The organism is Streptomyces bicolor, assembly GCF_000719285.1.
Classification (GTDB): Bacteria; Actinomycetota; Actinomycetes; order Streptomycetales; family Streptomycetaceae; genus Streptomyces; species Streptomyces bicolor.
On sequence record NZ_JOFS01000011.1, the window covers coordinates 1 to 20,563 of the forward strand.

Here is a 20,563-nt window from a genome sequence, read left to right on the forward strand (position 1 = left end):
GCGTGCAGGCAGTTCCACATCGTCCGGGCCGCGTGCGCCTGCTCGTCAACGACCCGGGTCTCGGCAGGGCTGAGCGCCAGCCGGGCACGGTGCCCGAACCGCCGCTTCACCAGGCCGAGTTCCGCCTTCACGTGATCACTCTATCGTCTGGTTCATGTCACCCCGAAGGAATCCGAACCCTGATCTACGCACAGGCCGCCACGTCGTCTACAACCTGCACGTCCACTTGGTTTTCGTCACCAAGTACCGGCGCAAGGCCATGACAGACGCCATGCTGACGCGCTGCGAAGAGATCATGCGTGAGATCTGCCAGGACTTCGAGGCTGAGCTGAAGCAGTTCAACGGTGAACAGGACCACGTACACCTCCTCGTGCACTACCCGCGGAAAGTCCAGCTCTCCAAGCTCGTCAACTCCCTCAAGGGCGTCTCCGCCCGACTCCTGCGCAAGGAGTACGACGCCCACGTCCGCCGCTACCTGTGGGGCGGACACTTCTGGTCCGGCTCCTACTTCGCCGGGAGCTGCGGCGGGGCGCCCCTGACCGTCGTACAGCAGTACATCGAGCGGCAGCAGCGCCCCGTGAGCCGAGGTTGATACCGCGGACCCGTGCCCACAGCGCGGGGCACAGCAGTTCTGAGACGGCCTTCACCTCCGGCGTAAACGCCGGAGCACTAGCCAAGATCAAAGGTAGATCGTGATCATTCATGTCTGCGTTGCGGCTTGCCGCCGGTAGCAACTCTTCCGTGCTCGGGGCGGAACGACGAGCGCGATGAACATGTGCTGGATCTCGTTCCAGGTCAGCGGAATAAGGTCGCCGGACGCAGGGTGAGTGCGCTCGTTGGCGCGAACGACGGCGAGGAACATGTGTTGCCAGCATGGCGAGGTGACCAGCGGGCCCAGGTGAGGAGAGTTCACCAGAGTGAGGCACCAACCACCCTGCCGCATGCTGCCCCGAGCAAGGACGTCACGCTCTACGGGGACGGCTGGCTCCGTTTTCACGGTCTGCCGAGGATCCTTCATCCGGGACGCATCTCTACCCGGCATGCGAATCCATCTACCCGAATTCATGATCCGCATTCAATTCGCTACTTGCAAAATGGCCGGATTCTTCATGAGTTCAGGCATGCGTTGGACCCGGAGCCCTGCGCAAGATGTTGGGACGTGAACTGCGTGGCCAGAAGACCCAGAATTCCCTTATGCCCGCGTCGGATCGGGAAGGGTCTGCGGCCGCTACCTGGACAGGAGCGCGCATATGGTCTTGCCGTGAGCCGTGGTCTTCACGGTTACGTCGCTGGCCAGGGTCACCACCATCGGCCAGCCGAATCCGCCCGTGCCGCCAGTGAGGTCGGGGGTTCGCTCCTGCGGCGGCGTCGGATCGTCATCGTGGACCAACACCGCCACAGCTTCTGGCGTGACCTCCAGGTCTAGGGTGCAGACGGTGCCACGCGCATGACGCACGGTATTGGTGACCAGTTCGGAGACCACCAACTCGACTGCAGATGCCGCTTCGTCTTCCATCGGCGGATCGAGGCTGCTTAGGAAGCTCCGGCACACGCTGCGGGCTCGCGTCGGAGAATCGGATCGGCTGCTGAGAGTGGTGCGGTTGTGTGTCCTCGTGCCCTCTTTCAGGTCGTTCCGTCCCATGGACGACTCCTCCTCAAAGGGTCTGCTATTCCGCCGGTTTCGGCGTGCTGCGACGGTGTGGATACGGCCGCCACCCGGTCGATGCCCGACAGGTCGGGGCTGCGCGGGGCGCAGAAGCCCGGGTTGCGCTGCGGGCCGACGACGCGACGCATTAGAGCGGCGAGCGGCTGCGGGGAATCTGCACCAATGGGCTGACCACGCCATACAGTTGATCGAGCGCGTCACGCAGTACGGGGCGATCCGTCGGCGCAGCCGCCACCACGACCTGTTCCAAAAGCTGACGACGGCGCTGGCGCGTGGCTTCCAGAACACACTTGCCGGCACCCGTGAGGGACACCTGCACCCGACGGCCGGAACAAGAACGGCGCACCAGCGTGCGCTGCTCCAACCGGTCGTACATCCGCGTTGCCGATGCAGCACTCAGACCGAGACGTTCAGCGAGCGCGCTGAAGTTCTCCTGCTCACTCTCCAGGGCGAGCAAACCCCGCATCTGCTCATCCGAGATCGTCGGCGCGACGTCCTCGTGGGCACGCCGCCACAGCTCGACCATCGACTCGGCGAGGCACTCTGCCACCCTCACCGCCTCGGTAGGCTCAAGATCCGCAGACACGTTCTGCCCCTTCCTTGATGCCATTGGGTACACGCGCCTACCCGACTCGTAGCGCCTCACCCACGGCTGCCCGTTCGAGACCCCTCTGAATTGAGCCCTCCGGGGCGGTAATCGGGCATCCGAGTGATGGACCCAAGCGGACCGGCGAGTTCTTCGGCAATCTCTGTCATCAAGGGCCGCGGTCGCTCCAAGCTAGGTAGCTGTTTCTCAACTCCCGGCCCAGCGGTGAGGACTGCCACGATCAGCCCTGTCCCGTTGCCCTGGACCGTGGGGGCACTCGGCGTGGGACCGATGAGCTGGCGAAAGGAGCGACGATGGCAGACCTCGTCACGCCGCGTGGCCGGTGCACTGTCGCAGTCCTGGCCGACATCCAGACCCCGCGGGACTCAGCCCTGTCGGGAACGGGTCACTGTGACTGGGCCCTCAGGGGCTATGTGCGCTGGTCATCGGGTCTGCCGTATGCAGCGGCAGACGCCGGTTCTGCTGCCGCGGCACGCTGGCATGCTCCGCAGAGTTGGTGGCGACGAGGCGTGACGACGGTTCCCCATCCCAGGCAACGATCACAGTCGCGTGCCCGGGCCAGGTCCTGGTGAGGCGGTGCGGGGGTGGGGGGGCTCCTTGAGCCATGCTCGTCGAGGTCGGTGTCGCGGAAGCGGCCCACGGTCTTGTCGCGGCAGCAAGCCGTCGGCGCACCGGACCATCTACGTCGACGACTGCGCTGGAATCCTTCTGCGAGTGCTGCGGGCTGAGCACATCGCTGGCGTTCGCCGCGCAGCGGAGTCCAGAGGCTTCAAGCTGCGGCTGTGCGTGATGCCCTGGCCCGGTTGCTCCGACTGTCCCTTTCGGCCCTCCCTCATCCATCGCAAGTGCGCGGGGGCGCTCCGATTGGTGCGATACGGCTGCGGACGCAGTAGCGGTCAGTCATGTCGCCGGATGCGGGGCGCAGGTGGACAGTGATGGGTCCAGCGAAGGTGTAACCGCGTTCGGCCGCATGACGGCGGACCTGGTTCGCGAGGTGCGGCGCCACCTGTTCGGCGCTGGCTTCGAGTTTGCGATGGATGTCCGGGAGCAGCTCGATGACGAACGCGTTGGGCACCAGGATGCGATGGCGGTCGATGATCAAGGCCTTGTCGTCGCAGTGTTGGAGCAGGGTGGAGACGAGCTCCACTGGATCCTTTATGCGCCGAGCCAGGCGGTCCCATAGGCCTGACGTCCATCCGTCCATGGCTCGCTCAACAGTGCCGAAGAGTCTCATCGAGTACACCTGCCCGCACACCTCGAGACCACGTTCGCCCACATGGGTCCCGCTGCCATGGCCGATGACGCTCACCTGGTTGCGGAGGTGCTCATCCCGGAAGCGCCTACAGCAGGAGTGCGCGCCCCACTCCGTCACAGACGTGGAGAGGGAACTGTGACGGGGGTTCCCCGATACGCCAATGGGCCCACTCATAGGCCGCGGCCCTGCCCTTGTGTGTACAGATCAGAGTGCCGACCGCGCGCAAGGTCCGTCTGGAGCGCCCTGCTGCCGGGCGGCTCCGGCGCGGGGGGGCCGGGGTTGTCGGGGGACAGACATACCGGCATGGATCCGGGGCAGCCGGGTTGTACGGGAGTAACCGGTTCGAGTCGATGGTCGATTCTGGAGGTGCCAGATGTCTGCCTCGATGGGCAGGAAGGTGTTGGAGCGGTTTCCTGCGGGGTCCCCGCGCGGATCGTGGCCGGCGGAGGAGTACGCGGCGGCGCGCCGCGCCAAGGGCGAGCCCGCCAAGGTCGTCATGGACCTGAAGTCAGACGCATTCCTCGTAGTGATCGCACCGCACGACGACGACTGATCGCCCGTAGGAGTCCGTCCGCATGCAGGGCGCGCAGTGCCGTGGCCGTGCAGGGTCGGCCCTCTGACGGCGCGCCCGCCCCCGCGACGGCGCCTCCGTCCATGTCCTCGTGCAGAGTCACGTCATGGACGCGCCGGTCTTAGAGGGCGTTTGATCTAGGTGGATTGCCCTTTATCTCCTAGTAAGTTCCTCGCCAGGTGGGTGTCGTCTCGTCCGTTATGCGCTTGGTGAGGTTGTCGATCGAGGCGACGTGGATCATGGCCTCGGAGCTGGCGGGCAGGGTCTCGTAGTCTCGGGCGAGGCGCCGGTGCAGCATGATCCAACCGATACTTCGTTCGACAACCCAGCGCCTTTTGACAACGTGGAAGCCGCGAACTCCTGGGTTCCTGTTGACGACTTCGACGTCGATTCCGAGGCTGGCGCCGTGCTCGATGACGGCGTTCTTGAAGCCGGTGTCGACCCAGCTCTTGGAGATGGTTGGGTAGGTCTTCTTGGCCTGGTCGAGGAGGCGTATTCCGGCGGCGTTCTCGGACAGGCTCGCGGCGGTGACGGTCACGGCGAGGATGAGTCCGATCGTGTCGGTGAGGATGCCTCGTTTCCTGCAGACGATCTTCTTGGCGGCGTCGGTTCCCTGGCTGGTCAGGGGCACGTTGGTGGAGGTCTTCACGCTCTGGGTGTCGATCACGGAAGCGGTTGGTTCGGGCTTGCGTCCTTCCTTCACGCGGGCCAGGCCGGTGAGGTCGTAGTTGAGCTGGGTGAGGATTCCCTCGTCGCGCCAGGCGGCGTAGTGGGCGTAGACGGTGCCGTGGTTGGGGAAGTCGTGCGGGAGGTATTTCCAGGGGATTCCGGTGCGGTTGATGTAGAGGAGTGCGTTGACTACGTCGGGCAGATCGACCTTGGCCGGCTGCCCGGTGGGCCTGCGGTCGAGCCGGGCCTTTCTCCAGGCCGTCAACCTCGGCTCGATTAAGGCCCATCGGGCGTCGGACAGGTCGCTGGGGTACGGCTTCCGCTGGCTCACGCCGTAGCGTGATCATGGATGCGGCAGTCGGTGCTGTTCCGCTACTGCTGGGCGTTTCTGCCTGATCTACAAACCAGACGGACTTCGTGCACGAGAACCGGAGCAAACGGGCGGTCAACTCCGCGGCTTGATGGACGCGAGGGTCCGCGTATGGGGTAAACACCTCAAGGCTGACGGCCGCAAAAGTTACTTACCACCACAGGCCATCTTTAAATGCCCACTCAAAGAGCTCGTAACACGATCACGCTCGGATCCTCTTGAGCCGCCTCCAGCAGATGAGGCCGCAGGCCAGGGAGACGAGGGCGTCGTGCAGGTCAAGGCGTCTTTCCCAACGGACGGCCAAGCGCTTGAAATGGTGCAGGAGCGAGAAGGTCTGCTCGACGACGTAGCGGAGCTTGCCCAGGCCCTTGACGTTCGGGGCACCCTTGCGGGAGATCACCGGCAGGATGCGGCGCCTGCACAGCTCGCGTCGGTTGGGGTTGCTGTCATAACCCTTGTCGCCCACAAGTGCGTCAGGGCGCCTGCGCGAACGGCCGGGCTTGCCGGCGACAGGCGGGATGCCGTCGACCAGGGCGAGGGTCTGGGTTACATCGTTGACGTTGGCCGCAGTGGTGATGACCTTGAACGGGGTGCCGGCCCGGTGAGTCACCATTAGATGGTGTTTACTGCCCGTCTTCCCACCGTCGACCGGTGACGGGCCGGTGGCTTCGCCCCTTTTCGCGCGGATGTGGGAGGCATCCACGCAGGCCCGCGACCAGTCCAGCGCGTCGGCCGCGTGCAGCTCGGCGAGCAGGAGGCGGTGCGGCTTCTCGAAGACGCCGGCCTCGTGCCACCTGCCCAGCCGGCGCCAGCAGGTCTGTCCCGAGCCGAACCCCAGCTCCAGCTCCAGCGGCAGCAGTTGCCAGCTGACGTCGTTGTAGAGCACGTACAGGATGCCCTGCAGGCACAGCCGGTCATCCACCGGCTTCGGTCCGGGTGCCTTCTGTGGCCAGGGTGGGAGCAACTGCTCGATCAACGCCCAGAGGTCATCGTCCACAATCCAGGGTCGAACACTCACACAGCCCCTATGAGCGGGGTGCTGGCTGTAGCTGTTTGACCAGGTGGAAGACCTCCCGGGCCGCGTAGCGTTTGAGGCAACGGACGATTTCGCGCCGGGTCTTGCCTTCCTTGATCTGGCGCTCATAGTAGTCCTGAGTGCGCGGGTCGACACGCAGGCGGCTGAACACGATGCGGTGGAGCGCGGCGTTGGCCTGCCGGTCGCCGCCACGGTTGAGGCGACGGAAATGCCGCCGTCCCGAGGAACGCTCGACAGGGCTGCCTCCGCACAAAGCGGCGCGCAACGCTTCGCTGTCCAGCCGTTCCGGATTGTCCCCCACCACCTGGCCATGAGCGCGGCCGCGCTGCTGGGCGTGATCCCGATGGTGGCGTTCTTCGTGATCTTCCAGCGTTCGCTGACGCGAGGTGTGACCGCGGGGGCCGTGAAGTAGCCCCGCCCGGCCGACTTCCGCACATGGGACCAGGGCCTGTCCGGGTGGCGGGGAGGAAGACCGGACAGGCCCTGGTGGATTGAGGTGAGGTCAGCCCCGGTGCAGCCAGGCCGCGGTGTCCGGCGGCAGCAGGCCGTCACCGTCCAGCAGCCCCGAGACGAGGAGGGGGCTGTGGCCGGCGGGGAGGGAAACGGGCTGGTCGGACAGGTTCACCGCGCACACCACGCCGTTGCCCCGCTCGAAGAGCAGCGTGCCCTGCTGGCTCTCCAGCCAGCGGAACTCCTCGCCGCGCAGGCCGGGCTCGGTGCGGCGCAGGCGCAGGGCGGAGCGGTAGAGCTGGAGCATGGAGGCGAAGTCGGCCTGGTTGGCCTCGGCGGTGTACGACTTCCAGTCCTCGGGCTGGGGCAGCCAGGGGGTGGCTCCGGTGGTGCTGAAGCCGAAGGGCGGGGTGTCACCGGTCCACGGGAGGGGGACTCGGCAGCCGTCGCGGCCGCGGAGGGTGTAGCCGGAGCGTTCCCAGATGGGGTCCTGGAGGAGTTCCTCCGGGATGTTCTCGACCTCGTAGAGGCCCAGCTCCTCACCCTGGTAGACATACGCGCCTCCCGGCAGGGCCAGCATCAACAGGGCCGCCGCCCGGGCGCGGCGGGTGCCGAGAGAGAGGTCGGTGGGGATCGGCCGGTCCCGGAACAGGGCCTGGACGCCGGTTTCGGCGCGGCCGTAGCGGGTGACGTGGCGCGTCTCGTCGTGGTTGGACAGCACCCAGGTGGCGGGTGCGCCGACGGCGGCGAGGCTGGTGATGCTGCGGTCGATGACCTCGCGCAACGCGCCTGCGTCCAAGGGGCACTTGAGGAAGTCGAAGTTGAAGGCGGTGTGGAGCTGGTCCGGGCGCAGGTACTCCGGCATACGGTTGGGGCGGACGTGGGCCTCGGCGACGAAGACGCGCGGGTCGGGGTAGCTGTCCGCGATGGCGCGCCAGCTGCGGAAGATGTCGTGCAGGCCGTCGCGGTCCCAGTGCGGGTGGTCCACCTGGCCCTCTCCCGTGAGGACGGAGAACTCGGTCAGGCCGAGGTCGGGCAGCGCCGGGTCCTTGACCATGCCGTGGGCGACGTCGATGCGGAAGCCGTCGACGCCCAGGTCGAACCAGAAGCGCAGGATCGCCTCGAACTCGGCACGGACCTCGGGGTTGTCCCAGTTGAGGTCGGGCTGTTCGGGGGCGAAGAGGTGCAGGTACCACTGGCCGTCGGGCGTGCGGGTCCAGGTGGGGCCGCCGAAAGCCGCGTGCCAGTCGTTGGGGGGCAGGGAGCCGTCCTCGCCCCTGCCGTCACGGAAGATGAAGCGGTCTCGTTCCCGGGAGCCGGGGCCTGCCGCCAGCGCCTGCTGGAACCAGACGTGCTGGTCGGAGGTGTGGTTGGGGACGATGTCCAGGATGATGCGCAGGCCGAGTTCGTGGGCCTCGGTGATCAGTTGCCTGGCCTCGTCGAGGGTGCCGTAGGCGGGGTGGATGTCGCGGTAGTCGGAGACGTCGTAGCCGCCGTCGGCCAGCGGGGACGGGTACCAGGGGTTGATCCAGATCGCGTCGACGCCGAGGTAGGCCAGGTACTGCAGTCGGGAGCGGAGGCCGGCGATGTCGCCGGTTCCGTCGCCGTCGCCGTCGGCGAAGCTGCGTATGTACACCTGGTAGATGGCGGCCCTGCGCCACCAGTCGGCATCGGCTGCGGCTTCGGCGGGCAGCGCGGTGGGGGTCGGGTTACTCATGGGTGCTCGGTCCTGACTGTCTGAAGATGAAAGTGGGGGTGGTGGTCAGCCCTTGACCGAGCCCTGGAGCAGCGCCTTGACGAAGTGGCGTTGCAGGACCAGGAACACCAGGATCGTGGGGGCCATGATGAGAAGGGCGCCGGCGTTCAGCAGGACCTGGTCGGTGCTGTATTTGGTGGTGAACGCCTGGAGCGCGCCTGCCATGGTGCGCTTGTTCGGGTCGTCGATGAGCACCAGCGCGAGCAGGAACTGGTTCCAGGTGGACAGGAACATCAGCAGCGCCAGGGACGCGATCGCGGGCCGGGCGAGCGGCAGGTGGATGTGGAACAGCGCGCGCCAGGGGCCGGCGCCGTCCATGCCCGCCGCCTCGGACAGCTCCTTCGGTACTCCTGCGAAGTGCGCCCGCATCCAGAACACCGCGAACGGCATGTTCATCCCGATGAGCGGGAGGATCAGCGCCCACTGGGTGCCCAGCAGGCCCATGGCTCTGGTCTGTTCGTAGAGGGGGACGATCACGATCTCGTACGGCAGGGTCAGCGTCAGGACGAGGACTGTGTAGAAGACGCCGCCCAGCGGGATCTCCAGTACGGCGATCGCGTACGCGGCCATCGTCGCGATCAGGACCGCGACGGGGACGACGCCGAGCACGATGAGGGTGCTGGACTTCAGCAGCGTCGTGATGTTGGCGACGTTCCAGGCGTCGACGAAGTTGTGCCAGTGCGGGTCTGACGGCCAGCTCAGTCCTGAGGGGAACGTGCCCTGGGGTGCGAGGGCTGCGCTGACCATGCTCAGGAGCGGGACGACGGAGTAGAGCGCGGCGGCGGTGATGAGGACGAGGCCGGGAGCGCGACGGCGAAGTGCGCGTGCGGTCTGCGTGCGTTCGGGCATCGGACTACTTCTCCCGGAACAAGCGCTGGAGCGGGACGACGACGGCGATCACGACCAGGGCGAGGACGACGGCGAGCGCGGAGGCCGTGCCGAGGCGGGCGTCGTTGAAGGCCAGGTTGTAGACGGCAACACCGGGGACCATGGTCTGGGTGCCGGGGCCGCCCTGGGTGGAGAGGTAGACGACGTCGAAGCTGGCGAGCGCGGCGATGATCGTGATGGTGACGCAGACGCCGATCTCGTTGCGGAGCCCCGGCAGGGTGACGGCCAGGAACTGGCGGATGGGGCCTGCGCCGTCGATGCGGGCCGCCTCGTACAGGCTGTTGTCGATCTTTCCGATGCCGGCCAGGAGCAGCATCGTGCACAGTCCGGTGGACAGCCAGGTGCCGATGAAGCCGACCGCGGTCAGGGCCCAGGTGAAGTCGGCGAGCCAGGGGCGGGCGACGTCGTCGAGGCCGATGGCGCGCAGGAGTTGGTTGACCACGCCGTTGTCGGAGTACATCCACGTCCAGGCGACACCGGCGGCAGCCCCGGGGATGATCTGCGGCAGGAAGAGCAGCGTGCGGGCCAGGGCTCCGGTGAAGCGGCCTTGCAGCTGCCGCAGTACGGAGGCGGTGATCAGGGCGATCGTCACCGGCAGGATGGTGAAGAACAGGATCAGGTAGAAGGCGTGGAGCAGGGAGGAGAACTGCTCGTTGTCCGTGAAGACCTGGGTGTAGTTTTTCAGGCCCACCCAGGTGGAGGCGCCGACGCCGTCCCAGTCGTAGAAGGAGTACTGGACCGACAGCAGGACCGGGTAGAAGTTGAAGACGCCGTAGAAGGCGAGGGCGGGAAGGGCGAAGAGCCAGCCGGCCCACCGCCGGGCCCGGAGCCGGTGGCGGCTGCGGGTGGCGGTGGCACCGGCGGGCGACTTGATGGATCGCATACTGCTCAGCTGCTCTTCAGTGCGTCGGCGTAGGTGGTCTGGAGGGTCTCGACCATCGCGGCGGGCTCGACGTTGCCGGAGACCAGCAACTGGAGCTGCTGGGTCAGCTTGGTGTTGAGGGCCGGGTCGGCGTTCTGGAGCCAGCTGTCGAAGCCGTTGTCGGCGGCGATGGCGGCGTAACCGGCCTGGATCTGCTCGGTCAGCGTGCCCGACAGCGACGGCTTGCCCCGGGCGGCCGTGCCGGAGGTCAGGGCGGCGTAGCCGTTCTCGACGGCGACCTTCGCGGCCTCGGGGGTGGTGAGGAAGTCCAGGAACAGCGCGGCGGCGTCCTTGTTCTTCGAGCGGGCGGCGATGGAGAAGGCGAGGGTGTTGCTGGTCATGCCCGCGTACGGGCCGTCCTCCGTGGCCGGCGGCATCGGGAAGACGCCGTACTTGCCCTTGAAGTTCTTGTCGAGGGTCTGCGTGATCCAGCTGCCCTGGAAGAAGAACAGGCCTTTGCCGCCGGTGAACTTGCCGTACGACGCCTCCTGATTGAGGGCGTTGACGTCGGAGGCGAAGTAACCGGCCTTGATCCACTTCTGGAGCGTCTCGGTGGCCTTGACCGCCTCCGGGGTGTCCAGGTTTGCGCCCGGCTGGTGGTACACGATGTCACTGAGCTTCTCGGCGCCCATGTAGTCGCCCAGAAGCAGGTTGTAGAGGTGGCCGATCAGGCCGTCCTGGTTGGAGGCGACGATCGGGGTGATCCCGGACTTCTTCGCCTTGGCCATGACGGCTTCGAGCTCGGCGATCGAGGCGGGCACGGTCTTCATGCCGACCTTGGCGGCCAGCTCCTTGTTGTAGAAGACGCCGACCAGCGGGCCCGCCGAGCCGCCCGCCTGATACAGCGGACCGCCGCCGACCGCGCCGTTCGACACCCGTCCGGGCGCCAGCGCGGAAGCCGGCACCTTCGAGCTCCAGCCGTACGCCTTGTCGTAGGCGTCGAGGTTGGTGAGCAGGTTGTCCTTGACGCCGCCGAGGAGGTCGTAGGGCTGGACGAGGTCGGGCGTGGAGTCGGAGGCCAGCAGCCTCGGCAGCACGGTGTTGTAGTTGTTGTCCGCCTCCACCCGTAGCTTCACCTTGATCTTCGGGTACTTGGCCATGAAGGCGTCCGCCAGGCCCTGCTCGTACGTCTGCAGGCCGGCCGCGGAGAACAGGGTCAACTCCGCCGGGGTGTCGGCGACGGCGGTGTTGACGGCGGTCGGCGTCGGATTCGCCGCCGCGTCGGAGTCCGAGCCGGAGCCGGGAGCACTGCACGCGGCCAGCGTCACCAGCGCGGACACCGCGGCGACGGACGCCAGCGGGGCGCGCAGGCGTCGGCCGGTGATTCTGACGGGGGAGGTGGGGTGCTGCTCGGGCATGATGCCTCCTCGCATCCATGCGGCTGCCGATCCAGGGCACGGTCGGCAGACAGAGGTCGGCGAGCTTCCCGACCGGGCCACAGGGGGTGCGAAGGTCGTTTCGGAAGCGTTTCCGTTCCCGAAAGAGTGAGGCGACCAAGCAAGCCTGTCAAGTAACGAAGCCGCAACCTACAGGTGACCTGCTGAAATGATCAGATGGCCCGGCAGGGCAGCGATCGTCATCACCGAAGGGCTCGGAAAACCTTCCGAAGATTCCGGAAGCGTTTCCGATCTACTCGGCTGGTGGGTTAGCCTTCCGGCATGGCGCAGAGCTCCCAGAAGATCAACATGGCCGACGTGGCCCGCGCGGCGGGCGTCTCGATGGCCACCGCCTCACGCGCGCTCAACAACGACTACGGCGTATCCGAGGCCACCCGCCGCCGCGTCCTCGCGGTCGCCGAGGAGCTCTCCTACGTCGTCTCGCCCGAGGCGTCCCGCCTGGCCGGCGGCGCCACCGGGCGGGTCGCGGTGGTCGTACCGCACATCTCCCGCTGGTTCTTCGCGGCGCTGCTCGAAGGACTGGAGTCGGTGCTGCGCGCGGCGGACCTGGACGTGCTGCTCTACCACGTTGACGGCATCGAGGACCGGCACGACTTCTTCCACCGGCTGCCCGCCCGCCGCAAGGTCGACGCCGTCGTAGTTCTGGCTTTCCCGGTCGGCGAGGAGGAGCAGCGCCGCCTGGAGCTGATGGGCGTCACGATCATCGCCGCGGGCGGCCAGCACGCGCCCTACCCGAACGTCTCCATCGACGACGAGACCGCCGGCCGCCAGGCCATGGACCATTTGCTCTTCCTTGGCCACCGCCGCATCGCGATGATCGCGGCAGTCGACCCGGACCAGCCGGACGAGGTCCAGCCGTCGGGCCGCTCGAACGCCTACTACTCCGCTCTGCGCGACGCCGGCATCCCCCTCGACGAGCGGCTCGTCGTCACCGTCGACTGGGGCGGCGACCAGGGCGCCGACGCCATGGCCAAACTCCTCAGCCAGCCCGAGCCGCCCACCGCTGTCTACGCCCACTCCGACGAGGTCGCCCTCGGCGCCATCCGCACACTCCGCCGCGCCGGACTGCGCATCCCCGACGACATCTCCGTCATCGGCATCGACGACCACCCGGTCGCCGAGCTGACCGACCTGACCACGGTGCGGCAACCGGTACGGGAGCAGGGAGAACGTGCCGGGCGGATGCTCCTGAACATCCTGCGCGGCGAGGAAACAGAACACGGCGTCGTCGTACCCACCCAGCTCGTCATCCGCGGCAGCACCGCGCCACCCCGCGGCTAACCTCTGCGAGACCTCGATGCCGTCACCGCGGGCCTGTCCCTCCCGTACGCCTCCGGTGCGGTCGAGGGGCACGTCAACCGGATCGAGACCGTCAAGCGCCAAATGTACGGGCGAGCCTGGTTCACACTGCTCCGAGCATCCTCACCCAACCGTAGCCATCAAGGAAGCGCGGTCAGAACCAATCCCGGCGCTCATCAACGTGCCGGAGCTGGATGAAGCCATGACCTGGGCCCGTGCCACCCTTTGCGATTCGGAGGACAGTCGAAGCGGTGCTCTTGCGGTGTCCCTTCTCGGCCGCGGCATCACTCTCGCCGGTCAGGAACCGCTAACCGACGCCGTGCTGTCCAATGTGACGGAAGCCTTGCACGGGCTCGCCGGGCAGCATGAACTCCTCTTTAGCCAGGACCTGCACACCCGTTGTAGGATCTGGCAGAGGCATTGGGCCGGGAGGCTCAGACCAGGCGCAGCCTTGCGGAACTGCTGATCACACGTGCTAGCGCAGAGCAATTCCTCGCATTGCACGTGGGCAGGGTCATCGGTGGCTTGCTTCCTTCGGCCGATGCCTTGTACTGGATGGAGCACTGGGACCTGCTGTCTGCCGCCGATGAGCAAGTCTCGCGCCTGGCTGTTGCATTCCCGCCTCCCGAGGAGCGGACCGTGCTGGAACGGGCTCAGAAGCCGTATCTCAACCGAACGTGGTCCGTTGTTTCCGGCTGGTTAGGCATAGTTTCGCTCGGGTTGAGGGAGGCATCGCGACGTCTTGTGTCCGCTTCATGGTGAGGGGTGCGCGGGGGCGTCGGTGTTGGGAATGCTGGAGGAGCGAGAGGCGGCTGCCCGTATGCGGGTGGAGGGCTTGCGGGAGGAAGTCGCGCGGCTGGCTGAGGTGTTTGGAGGCCGCGGAGATCGAGTTGGACCGGCGGGTGATCGCAGGGGAGGAACTGGTCGAGGCCCTGGCAGTCTTCGCGGCCGAGTCCACTGCCGTGACCACGACCGAGGCGGGGGAGGAAGCGGCGCCGTCGCTCGCGCCGGTGCCGGGCTCGACGGTGCCGCCCTGGCGGGAAGGGCTGCCGGCGACGGTTCTGGCCCCGGACTATCAGCGGATCCTGGGCGTGCTGGAACAGCAGCGTTCCATGGGTCACGGGCCGCTTCGAGCCAAGGAGATCGCGGTGGAGCTGGGCCTGGGGGCGACGCCGGCGAAGGTTGAGGGGCTGCGGTCGAAAGCCCGGCGCCTGGCGGAGCGCGGGTGGCTCTTCCTGGAGGCGTCGGGGGCATTCAGTGCCGACCGGCGGCCCGTGGCCGTGCCAGGCGCCGGCTCATATCACGGGGGCGGGGATGTGTCACCGCAGATCAGTGGCCCGTTGGGTAGTCAAGCGCGGACTGCTGGGGACGCGGCGGCGTTCCCCGTTGTCCGTGGCTGACCGCGTCTGCTGGTGCGGCAGGGGTGTGAGGCGGGCAGATGCCGCTGTGGCCGGGCTGCTCTGTCCCAAGGGAGGTTCTCTATCTGTTGGTAGAGGCGGGTCCTCCGTGAGGTGCAGGGGATCCCCCTTCGGAGCCGCCGATAATCGACGTCATGTTGTCCAGCGCACCACCAGCCATCGAGAAACGCCTGGTCCGCAGTCCCTTCGCCGGGCCAGACGAACGGGGGTGGCAGCTGTGGCGGGCGGGTGCGGAGGCGGTCCTGGCCGCCGTAGTGGTATTGCTCACCTATCTGGGCGAGTCGTGGATCGAGACCAGGCTGGCGGGGCGGGTCCCGGCCCTGGCGGTCGTCGGAATCGCGTTGGTGCTGGTGCGGCGCCGTTTTCCAGTGGTCGGTGTGGTCGGGCTTGCGGCGCTGATGGGGATGGCGCCTGCGGCGGCGTTGCTGACCGCGGTGGCGGCCTACACCGCGGCCCGGCAGTGCGAGACGCCGCGACGGCGGGTGGGGCTGCTGCTCGGGGCGGCCGGTGTGGCGATGGTGACGTGTGCGCTGTCCGCCTCACTGGTGGAGGCGGGCAGCTGGGTTTTCGGTCTGGCGCTGGGTGCGGTGCTCGCAGTGACCACGGTCGTGGTGCCCGGACTGGTGGGCACTGCTGCCGGGCAGCAGGACCGGCTGTTGCGGGCGTTGCGGGAGCGTACGGCCGCCGCGGAGGAGGCGCGGCGGCTGGCGGACAGCGAGGCGCGGGTGCGCGAGCGGTCGCGGATCGCCGCGGAGATGCACGATCTGGTCGGGCACCGGCTGAGTGTGGTCTCGCTGTACTCGGACGGGCTGGAGCTGGCGCTGCGCAAGGAGGCGCCCGGGCTGCGGGACGAGGCGACTGTGGTGGGCCGTGCCGCCCGGGAGGCGATGCGGGAGTTGCGAGAGGTGCTGGGGGTCCTGGGCCCGGTGGGGCAGGACACCGGCGCTGAGGTGCTGACGGACGCGACGGGTACGCGTGCGGACATCGAGGCGCTGGTCGCGGAGTCGCGCGGCGTTGGCATCCCTGTCGAGCTGTGCTGGGAGGGACCGGATCTCGACGCGCGGCCGGTCCGCTTGCGGCGGGCGGTGCACCGGGTGGTGCGCGAGGCGCTGACCAATGTCCACCGGTACGCGGTCGGCGCCCATGTGACCGTGTCCGTCCGCCACGCCGACGAGCGGGTGGAGGTGCGGGTGCGCAACGGCGTGCCGCCGGTTCCGCCGGCCGCCGTGACCGGGCTCGGCACCGGGCGGGGGCTGCCCGGGCTGCGGGAGCGGGTGGCCTTGCTCGGCGGTGAGCTGGAGGCGGGGCGGTCGCCTGGTGGCGGCTTCGCCGTGACCGCCGACATCCCTGCCGAGCCCGGGCCCGGTGCGGAGCCGCCGACGGCCGAGCCGTATGAGGAGGAGCCGGGCGACGCCGTCGAGGAGCCCGGCCGAGGGCTGACCGCCCTCCAGCGACGCCTCGGCGGTGCCGTCATCGGGCTGGTCGGCCTGGCGGGGGTGGGTCTGATGATGCTGTACGGACTCGTTCTGGTGCACGATGCACAGCTCGGTGCCCACCCTCGGAGCAACGAACAGCCACGGGTGGGGATGTCGCGGGAGCGGGTGGAGCGGGCCGTGTCCTTTGACTCCGATACGGTGCGCGCGGCCGCCGCCGGGCGTGAGCCGGCGCGGCCGGTGTCCGCCACGGACTGCCTGTATCCGTATGTGGACAAGCGGTCCAAGGGCGGGCGGCTGGAAATCGTCCGCTACTGCTTCCGGGCCGACGCCCTGATCGCGATCGACCGATTCACCGTTCCGATGGTCACGGAGAAGGTGACCGAACCGCCGCAGGGGAGAAGGACACGTGACTGACCAGGCCAACTCGGCGGGCTCCGCGGCGGGTTCCGCGATCCGGGTGCTGCTCGCCGACGACGAGGAGATGATCCGGCACGCCATCCGGCTGATCCTCCGGCACGTCGACGACATCGACGTGGTGGGCGAGGCGGTCAACGGCGCCGAGGCCGTCCGGCTCACGGCTGAGCACCGGCCGGATGTGGTGCTCCTCGACATCCGCATGCCCGTCCTCGACGGGCTCGCGGCCATCGAACCGCTGGTCGCCCTCGATCCCCGGCCGCAGGTGGTCATGCTCACCACCTTCGGTGACGACGAGAACGTCACCCGGGCGCTGCGGGCGGGTGCCACCGGCTTCCTGCTGAAGGACGAGGGTTCGCAGGAGTTGATCCGCGCGGTCAGAGCGGCGGCCGCGGGGGATGCGGTGCTCTCGCCCGGTGTCACCGGGGCCGTCATCCGGCGGATGCTGAGCGGCGGCGGGGCCGCTGCTCCGGAGAGCCGGGTGGCGGGGCTGACCGGCCGGGAGCGGGAGGTACTGGTCATGCTGGGGGACGGGCTCTCGAACCCGGAGATCAGCAGGCGGCTCGGCATCGGTGTGGGGACGGTCAAGAGCCACGTCCGGTCGATCCTGGAGAAGACGGGGTGCGGCGGCCGGGTGCAGGCGGGGCTGCTGGCGCACCAGGCCGGGCTCATGGGTTGAAGCAGCAGGCAGGGGCCGCCTGCTCTGCCGTCGGGTAGAGCAGGCGGCTCTGTCTGTCGGTAGAGGGGCCGTGGTCCGTGAGGGCGAGGCAGCAGCGGTGGTTCTGCCCTGTTGGCAGGCGCGCATTCGCGACCTGAGGGCGACGGATTCGAGGGTGTGCCGCGGCCACGATGGTCTGGAGTTTCGCACCCCCTTCCAGGAGCACCCATGCCGCAGCACGCCACGGCCGCAACCGGCCTCCGCGCCCCCTCCGTCGCCGCCCGCGCGACGGGCCTGACCAAGGTCTACGGCGAGGACGAGACCCGCGTCGTCGCCCTCGACTCGGTGACGGTGGAGTTCGGGCGCGGCCGGTTCACCGCGATCATGGGCCCGTCCGGCTCGGGCAAGTCGACGTTGATGCACTGCATGGCGGGGCTGGACACCATCTCCGCCGGATCGGCCCGGATCGGTGACACCGAGCTGTCCGGGCTCAAGGACCGCCAACTGACCAGGCTGCGGCGGGAGAAGATCGGCTTCGTCTTCCAGTCGTTCAACCTGCTGCCCACGCTGGATGCCCTGGAGAACATCACGCTGCCGTTGGACATCGTCGGCCGTAAGCCCGACCAGGAGTGGTTGGAGCTGATCGTGGGGACGGTCGGCCTGACCGGCCGGTTGCGGCACCGTCCGTCGCAGCTGTCCGGTGGCCAGCAGCAGCGTGTCGCCGTGGCCCGGGCACTGGCCGGGCGCCCGGAGATCATCTTCGCGGACGAGCCGACCGGCAACCTCGACTCCCGTTCCGGCGCGGAGGTCCTGGGCTTTCTGCGGGACTCCGTACGGGAGTTGGGGCAGACGGTGGTGATGGTCACCCACGACCCGGTTGCCGCTTCCTACGCGGACCGGGTGGTCTTCCTCGCCGACGGACGCGTCACCGACGAGCTGTCCGCGCCCACCCCCGAGACCGTGCTGGACCGGATGCGGCTCTTCGACGCCAAGGGGCGGACGAGCTGAAGCCGCCCGTGGCCGCTCACCGCCCCGTACCAGGGATCTTCCTCGCCTTCCGCATCCGCGCTCTGCCACCTCGCACCCAGGACTGAACCGACCACCATGCTGCGTACCGCCCTGCGCAACGTCCTTGCGCACAAAGCCCGATTGATCATGACCGCGCTCGCGGTCCTGCTCGGCGTCGCCTTCGTCTCCGGCACCCTCGTCTTCGCCGACACCACGGCGAACGCCTTCCGCAACGCCTCGGCCCAGAGCCTCAAGGGTGTGGCCGTTTCCGTGCGGGCAGAGGACGCCACCGCCACCGACACGGCCGCCCCTGACACGGCAACCGGTCCGGAGGGCACGTCAGCCACCGCCCTCGATGCCGCGCTGGCGCGGAAGATCCGCGCGCTGCCCGGCGTCGCCTCGGTGCGCCCCACTGTCCACGGCTGGGCAACCCTGGCCGGTAAGGACGGCCGCCCGGTCAACGCCGACACCAACGGGCAGAATCTGGCCACCAACTACCAGCCCGGCAAAGACGGCAGGGACAGCCACTACCCGATCAAGGAAGGCCGCGGCCCCGCCGCCGCAGGTGAGCTGGCCCTCGATGCCGGCAGCGCAGCGAAGGCCGGCTACCGGATCGGTGACATGGTCCGCTTCGCCACCGATGGACCCGCCCTGACCAAGAAACTGGTCGGCATCGTCACCACCGACGACCCCCAGGTCACCGCTGGCGGCACCCTGACGCTCTTCGACACCGGGACCGCGCAGAAGCTGTTCCACCACTCCGGCCAGTTCGACGAGATCGCGGTCGCTGCCCGGCCGGGGGCCGACGAGTACGCGCTGGCCGACCAGGTCCAGGCGCTGCTCCCGAAGGAGGGTGCCCGGGCCACCAGCGGCGCCGAGCTGGCCGCCGAGCAGTCAGCACAGATCGCCAAGAACACCGGATACCTGACCAAGACGCTGCTGGTCTTCGCCGGCATCGCGCTGTTCGTCGGCGTGTTCCTCATCGCCAACACCTTCACCATGCTGATCGCCCAGCGCAGTCGGGAGATCGCGCTTCTGCGGGCCGTGGGCGCCTCGCGCCGCCAGGTCCTCCGCTCCGTCCTCATCGAGGCGGGTCTGCTCGGCCTCGTAGCCTCCCTCGGTGGATTCGCGCTCGGCCTCGGCATCGCCACCGCCATGCGCCCACTGCTCAACTCGACGGGCGCCAGGCTGCCCGACGGACCGCTGGTCGTCACGCCCGCGGCCCCGCTGGCCTCGCTCGCGGTGGGCGTCGTCATCACCGTTCTGGCGGCCTGGCTGCCGTCCCGCAGGGCCGCCAAGATCGCCCCCGTGGCGGCGCTCAGCAGCGTCGACCAGGCCCCGCCCGCCCGCGCCCTGAAGGTCCGCAACGTGCTCGGCACCCTGCTCACCGGGGCCGGGGTGCTGGTGATGCTGTACGTCTCCATGCTCAAGGGCACCAACGAGTCGAACCTGATGGCCGCGATGCTCGGCGGTGTACTGACCCTCGGTGGCGTGATCGTGCTGGCCCCGCTGCTCTCCCGACCGCTGATCGCGCTGGCGGGCAAGGTCACCACCCGCTTCTTCGGCGTCAGCGGCAAGCTGGCCAAGGAGAACGCGCTACGCAACCCGCGTCGCACCGCTGCCACCGCATCCGCCCTGATGATCGGGCTCGCCCTGATCACCGGTCTGACCGTCGGCGCCCACTCCGCCCAGGACGCCATGGCCAAGGAGGCCACCCAGGGCCTGACCGCCGACTACAAGGTCAACTACAACACCGTCCGCGGGCTCGACGCGGACGCCGCCGACAAGATCGCCCAGGTACCCGGGGTCGCCGCGGCCGCCCCCGTCACCACGGCGCAGCTCGACGCGCACGGTGAATACGCCGTCATCACCGGCACCGACCCGAACGCGTTCGGCAAGGTCGCACAGCTCGACTTCCGCGCCGGCTCGCTGCACGACATCGGCCCCGGGAGGATCGCGGTCTCCGACGAGTTCGCCGAGCGAGCCGGCCTCCAGCTGGGCGCCACCCTCGACGCCGGGATGGGCGGCGCCATGGACGGCGGCAAGGCCGTGAAGCGGAAGCTGACGGTCGTCGGCATCTACGCCAAGACCCGCGCCGTCGACGATGCCTTGGGCACGCGCGCCGATGTGCTCCCGTACTCGGTGGCGAAGCAGTTCGACAACCTGCTGGTCAAGGCCGAGCCTGGCAAGGCCGCGGGCCTTGAGCGCAAGATCCGCGCCGCCCTCGGCGACAGCCCGCTGCTGAAGGTCCGAACACAGGAGCAGCTCGTCAAGGACAACAACGAGAAGGTCACCACGGTCCTCAGCATGATGTACGGACTGCTCGGCATGGCCGTCGTCATCGCGATCCTCGGCGTCGTCAACACCCTCGCCATGTCGGTCTTCGAACGCACCCGCGAGATCGGCATGCTGCGCGCCATCGGCCTCGACCGCTCCGGCATCCGGCAGATGGTCCGGCTGGAGTCCGTGGTCATCTCACTGTTCGGCGCGGTCCTCGGCATCGGTACGGGCATCTTCCTGGCTTGGGCCGCAGGCGGCCTGACCGCGACCTCGATGCACGAGTACGAGACCGTCCTGCCGTGGGACAGGCTGGGCAGCTTCCTGGGACTGGCCCTGATGATCGGCGTCCTGGCAGCCATCTGGCCGGCCCGCAGAGCCGCCCGCCTGAACATGCTGCGCTCGATCCAGGCGAGTTGACCAAGGGACGGCACCAGCCGACGAAATCTCCCCAAAAAAGCCCTCT

The 20,563-nt window shown here is 68.4% G+C and carries 17 protein-coding genes and 2 pseudogenes; 9 read left to right on the forward strand and 10 right to left on the reverse strand.

Going from position 1 to position 20,563, the window contains the following annotated elements; genetic code table 11:
* Nucleotides 1-154: 154 nt before the first annotated feature.
* Nucleotides 155-592, forward strand: coding sequence for an IS200/IS605 family transposase (tnpA, locus tag IF78_RS0116815; protein WP_078662478.1), 438 nt, complete (start codon nucleotides 155-157; stop codon nucleotides 590-592).
* 636 nt (nucleotides 593-1,228) lie between these two features.
* On the opposite strand, the gene IF78_RS0116820 is transcribed toward tnpA, so the two are convergent.
* From IF78_RS0116820 to IF78_RS46170, 3 genes are all read right to left on the reverse strand, one after another.
* Complete coding sequence (locus IF78_RS0116820) at nucleotides 1,229-1,642, reverse strand: ATP-binding protein (protein ID WP_031481826.1); 414 nt, start codon at nucleotides 1,640-1,642, stop codon at nucleotides 1,229-1,231.
* Nucleotides 1,643-1,793: 151 nt separating this feature from the next.
* Complete coding sequence (locus IF78_RS0116825; RefSeq protein ID WP_051827950.1) at nucleotides 1,794-2,252, reverse strand: MarR family transcriptional regulator; 459 nt, start codon at nucleotides 2,250-2,252, stop codon at nucleotides 1,794-1,796.
* An 853-nt stretch (nucleotides 2,253-3,105) separates the two neighbouring features.
* A complete protein-coding gene (locus tag IF78_RS46170; RefSeq protein WP_078662481.1) occupies nucleotides 3,106-3,702 on the reverse strand; it encodes an FhaA domain-containing protein in 597 nt (198 codons plus the stop codon).
* 199 nt (nucleotides 3,703-3,901) lie between these two features.
* On the opposite strand from IF78_RS46170, the gene IF78_RS43695 reads away from it, so the two are divergent.
* Nucleotides 3,902-4,081: a hypothetical protein gene (locus tag IF78_RS43695; RefSeq protein ID WP_037640668.1), complete on the forward strand. Its 180-nt coding sequence runs from the start codon at nucleotides 3,902-3,904 to the stop codon at nucleotides 4,079-4,081.
* 178 nt (nucleotides 4,082-4,259) lie between these two features.
* Here the strand turns inward: IF78_RS43695 and IF78_RS0116840 are convergent, their stop codons facing one another.
* From IF78_RS0116840 to IF78_RS46175, 3 genes and pseudogenes are all read right to left on the reverse strand, one after another.
* Nucleotides 4,260-5,099: an IS5 family transposase gene (locus IF78_RS0116840; RefSeq protein WP_031481832.1), complete on the reverse strand. Its 840-nt coding sequence runs from the start codon at nucleotides 5,097-5,099 to the stop codon at nucleotides 4,260-4,262.
* A 241-nt stretch (nucleotides 5,100-5,340) separates the two neighbouring features.
* Complete coding sequence (locus tag IF78_RS0116845) at nucleotides 5,341-6,156, reverse strand: IS5 family transposase (protein ID WP_031481834.1); 816 nt, start codon at nucleotides 6,154-6,156, stop codon at nucleotides 5,341-5,343.
* 7 nt (nucleotides 6,157-6,163) lie between these two features.
* Nucleotides 6,164-6,472 (reverse strand): annotated as a pseudogene (locus IF78_RS46175) (transposase); the annotation flags it as partial.
* 15 nt (nucleotides 6,473-6,487) lie between these two features.
* Here IF78_RS46175 and IF78_RS47670 point away from each other — a divergent pair.
* Nucleotides 6,488-6,586 (forward strand): annotated as a pseudogene (locus tag IF78_RS47670) (carbohydrate ABC transporter permease); the annotation flags it as partial.
* A 90-nt stretch (nucleotides 6,587-6,676) separates the two neighbouring features.
* Here the strand turns inward: IF78_RS47670 and IF78_RS0116855 are convergent.
* From IF78_RS0116855 to IF78_RS0116870, 4 genes are read right to left on the reverse strand one after another with little or no spacing between them, the layout of a single operon-like run.
* Nucleotides 6,677-8,341, reverse strand: coding sequence for a glycoside hydrolase family 13 protein (locus IF78_RS0116855; protein ID WP_051827952.1), 1,665 nt, complete (start codon nucleotides 8,339-8,341; stop codon nucleotides 6,677-6,679).
* Between the two features lie 45 nt (nucleotides 8,342-8,386).
* Nucleotides 8,387-9,229, reverse strand: coding sequence for a carbohydrate ABC transporter permease (locus IF78_RS0116860; RefSeq protein ID WP_031481840.1), 843 nt, complete (start codon nucleotides 9,227-9,229; stop codon nucleotides 8,387-8,389).
* 4 nt (nucleotides 9,230-9,233) lie between these two features.
* Complete coding sequence (locus tag IF78_RS0116865) at nucleotides 9,234-10,151, reverse strand: carbohydrate ABC transporter permease (protein ID WP_031481841.1); 918 nt, start codon at nucleotides 10,149-10,151, stop codon at nucleotides 9,234-9,236.
* 5 nt (nucleotides 10,152-10,156) lie between these two features.
* Entirely contained in the window at nucleotides 10,157-11,548 is a 1,392-nt protein-coding gene (locus tag IF78_RS0116870) for an ABC transporter substrate-binding protein (protein WP_031481843.1), read from the reverse strand.
* 300 nt (nucleotides 11,549-11,848) lie between these two features.
* Here IF78_RS0116870 and IF78_RS0116875 point away from each other — a divergent pair, with 300 nt between their 5' ends.
* The 6 genes from IF78_RS0116875 (at nucleotide 11,849) to IF78_RS0116900 (ending at nucleotide 20,517) form a co-directional block, all read left to right on the forward strand.
* On the forward strand, nucleotides 11,849-12,868 hold the full coding sequence (locus IF78_RS0116875; protein WP_031481845.1) for a LacI family DNA-binding transcriptional regulator: 1,020 nt from the start codon (nucleotides 11,849-11,851) through the stop codon (nucleotides 12,866-12,868).
* 887 nt (nucleotides 12,869-13,755) lie between these two features.
* On the forward strand, nucleotides 13,756-14,286 hold the full coding sequence (locus IF78_RS48890) for a hypothetical protein (RefSeq protein WP_234439819.1): 531 nt from the start codon (nucleotides 13,756-13,758) through the stop codon (nucleotides 14,284-14,286).
* Nucleotides 14,287-14,438: 152 nt separating this feature from the next.
* The gene (locus IF78_RS0116885) at nucleotides 14,439-16,154 is read left to right on the forward strand and encodes a sensor histidine kinase (protein WP_031482149.1); all 1,716 of its coding nucleotides are present in this window, start codon (nucleotides 14,439-14,441) and stop codon (nucleotides 16,152-16,154) included.
* A complete protein-coding gene (locus tag IF78_RS0116890) occupies nucleotides 16,147-16,833 on the forward strand; it encodes a response regulator (RefSeq protein ID WP_037640672.1) in 687 nt (228 codons plus the stop codon). Before IF78_RS0116885 ends, IF78_RS0116890 begins: the two co-directional genes overlap by 8 nt.
* A 207-nt stretch (nucleotides 16,834-17,040) precedes the next feature.
* Entirely contained in the window at nucleotides 17,041-17,820 is a 780-nt protein-coding gene (locus IF78_RS0116895) for an ABC transporter ATP-binding protein (protein WP_031482152.1), read from the forward strand.
* Nucleotides 17,821-17,916: 96 nt separating this feature from the next.
* Nucleotides 17,917-20,517, forward strand: coding sequence for an ABC transporter permease (locus tag IF78_RS0116900; protein WP_031482154.1), 2,601 nt, complete (start codon nucleotides 17,917-17,919; stop codon nucleotides 20,515-20,517).
* Nucleotides 20,518-20,563: the final 46 nt, after the last annotated feature.

Bases quoted from the DNA above. Each gene is read 5' to 3' on its own strand.
- IF78_RS0116900 (WP_031482154.1), top strand. From the start codon at position 17,917: ATGCTGCGTACCGCCCTGCGCAACGTCCTTGCGCACAAAGCCCGATTG.
- IF78_RS0116865 (WP_031481841.1), bottom strand. From the start codon at position 10,151: ATGCGATCCATCAAGTCGCCCGCCGGTGCCACCGCCACCCGCAGCCGC.
- IF78_RS0116860 (WP_031481840.1), bottom strand. From the start codon at position 9,229: ATGCCCGAACGCACGCAGACCGCACGCGCACTTCGCCGTCGCGCTCCC.
- IF78_RS0116820 (WP_031481826.1), bottom strand. From the start codon at position 1,642: ATGGGACGGAACGACCTGAAAGAGGGCACGAGGACACACAACCGCACC.
- IF78_RS46170 (WP_078662481.1), bottom strand. From the start codon at position 3,702: ATGAGTGGGCCCATTGGCGTATCGGGGAACCCCCGTCACAGTTCCCTC.
- IF78_RS0116855 (WP_051827952.1), bottom strand. From the start codon at position 8,341: ATGAGTAACCCGACCCCCACCGCGCTGCCCGCCGAAGCCGCAGCCGAT.
- IF78_RS0116875 (WP_031481845.1), top strand. From the start codon at position 11,849: ATGGCGCAGAGCTCCCAGAAGATCAACATGGCCGACGTGGCCCGCGCG.
- IF78_RS0116885 (WP_031482149.1), top strand. From the start codon at position 14,439: ATGTTGTCCAGCGCACCACCAGCCATCGAGAAACGCCTGGTCCGCAGT.
- IF78_RS43695 (WP_037640668.1), top strand. From the start codon at position 3,902: ATGTCTGCCTCGATGGGCAGGAAGGTGTTGGAGCGGTTTCCTGCGGGG.
- tnpA (WP_078662478.1), top strand. From the start codon at position 155: ATGTCACCCCGAAGGAATCCGAACCCTGATCTACGCACAGGCCGCCAC.
- IF78_RS0116870 (WP_031481843.1), bottom strand. From the start codon at position 11,548: ATGCCCGAGCAGCACCCCACCTCCCCCGTCAGAATCACCGGCCGACGC.
- IF78_RS0116895 (WP_031482152.1), top strand. From the start codon at position 17,041: ATGCCGCAGCACGCCACGGCCGCAACCGGCCTCCGCGCCCCCTCCGTC.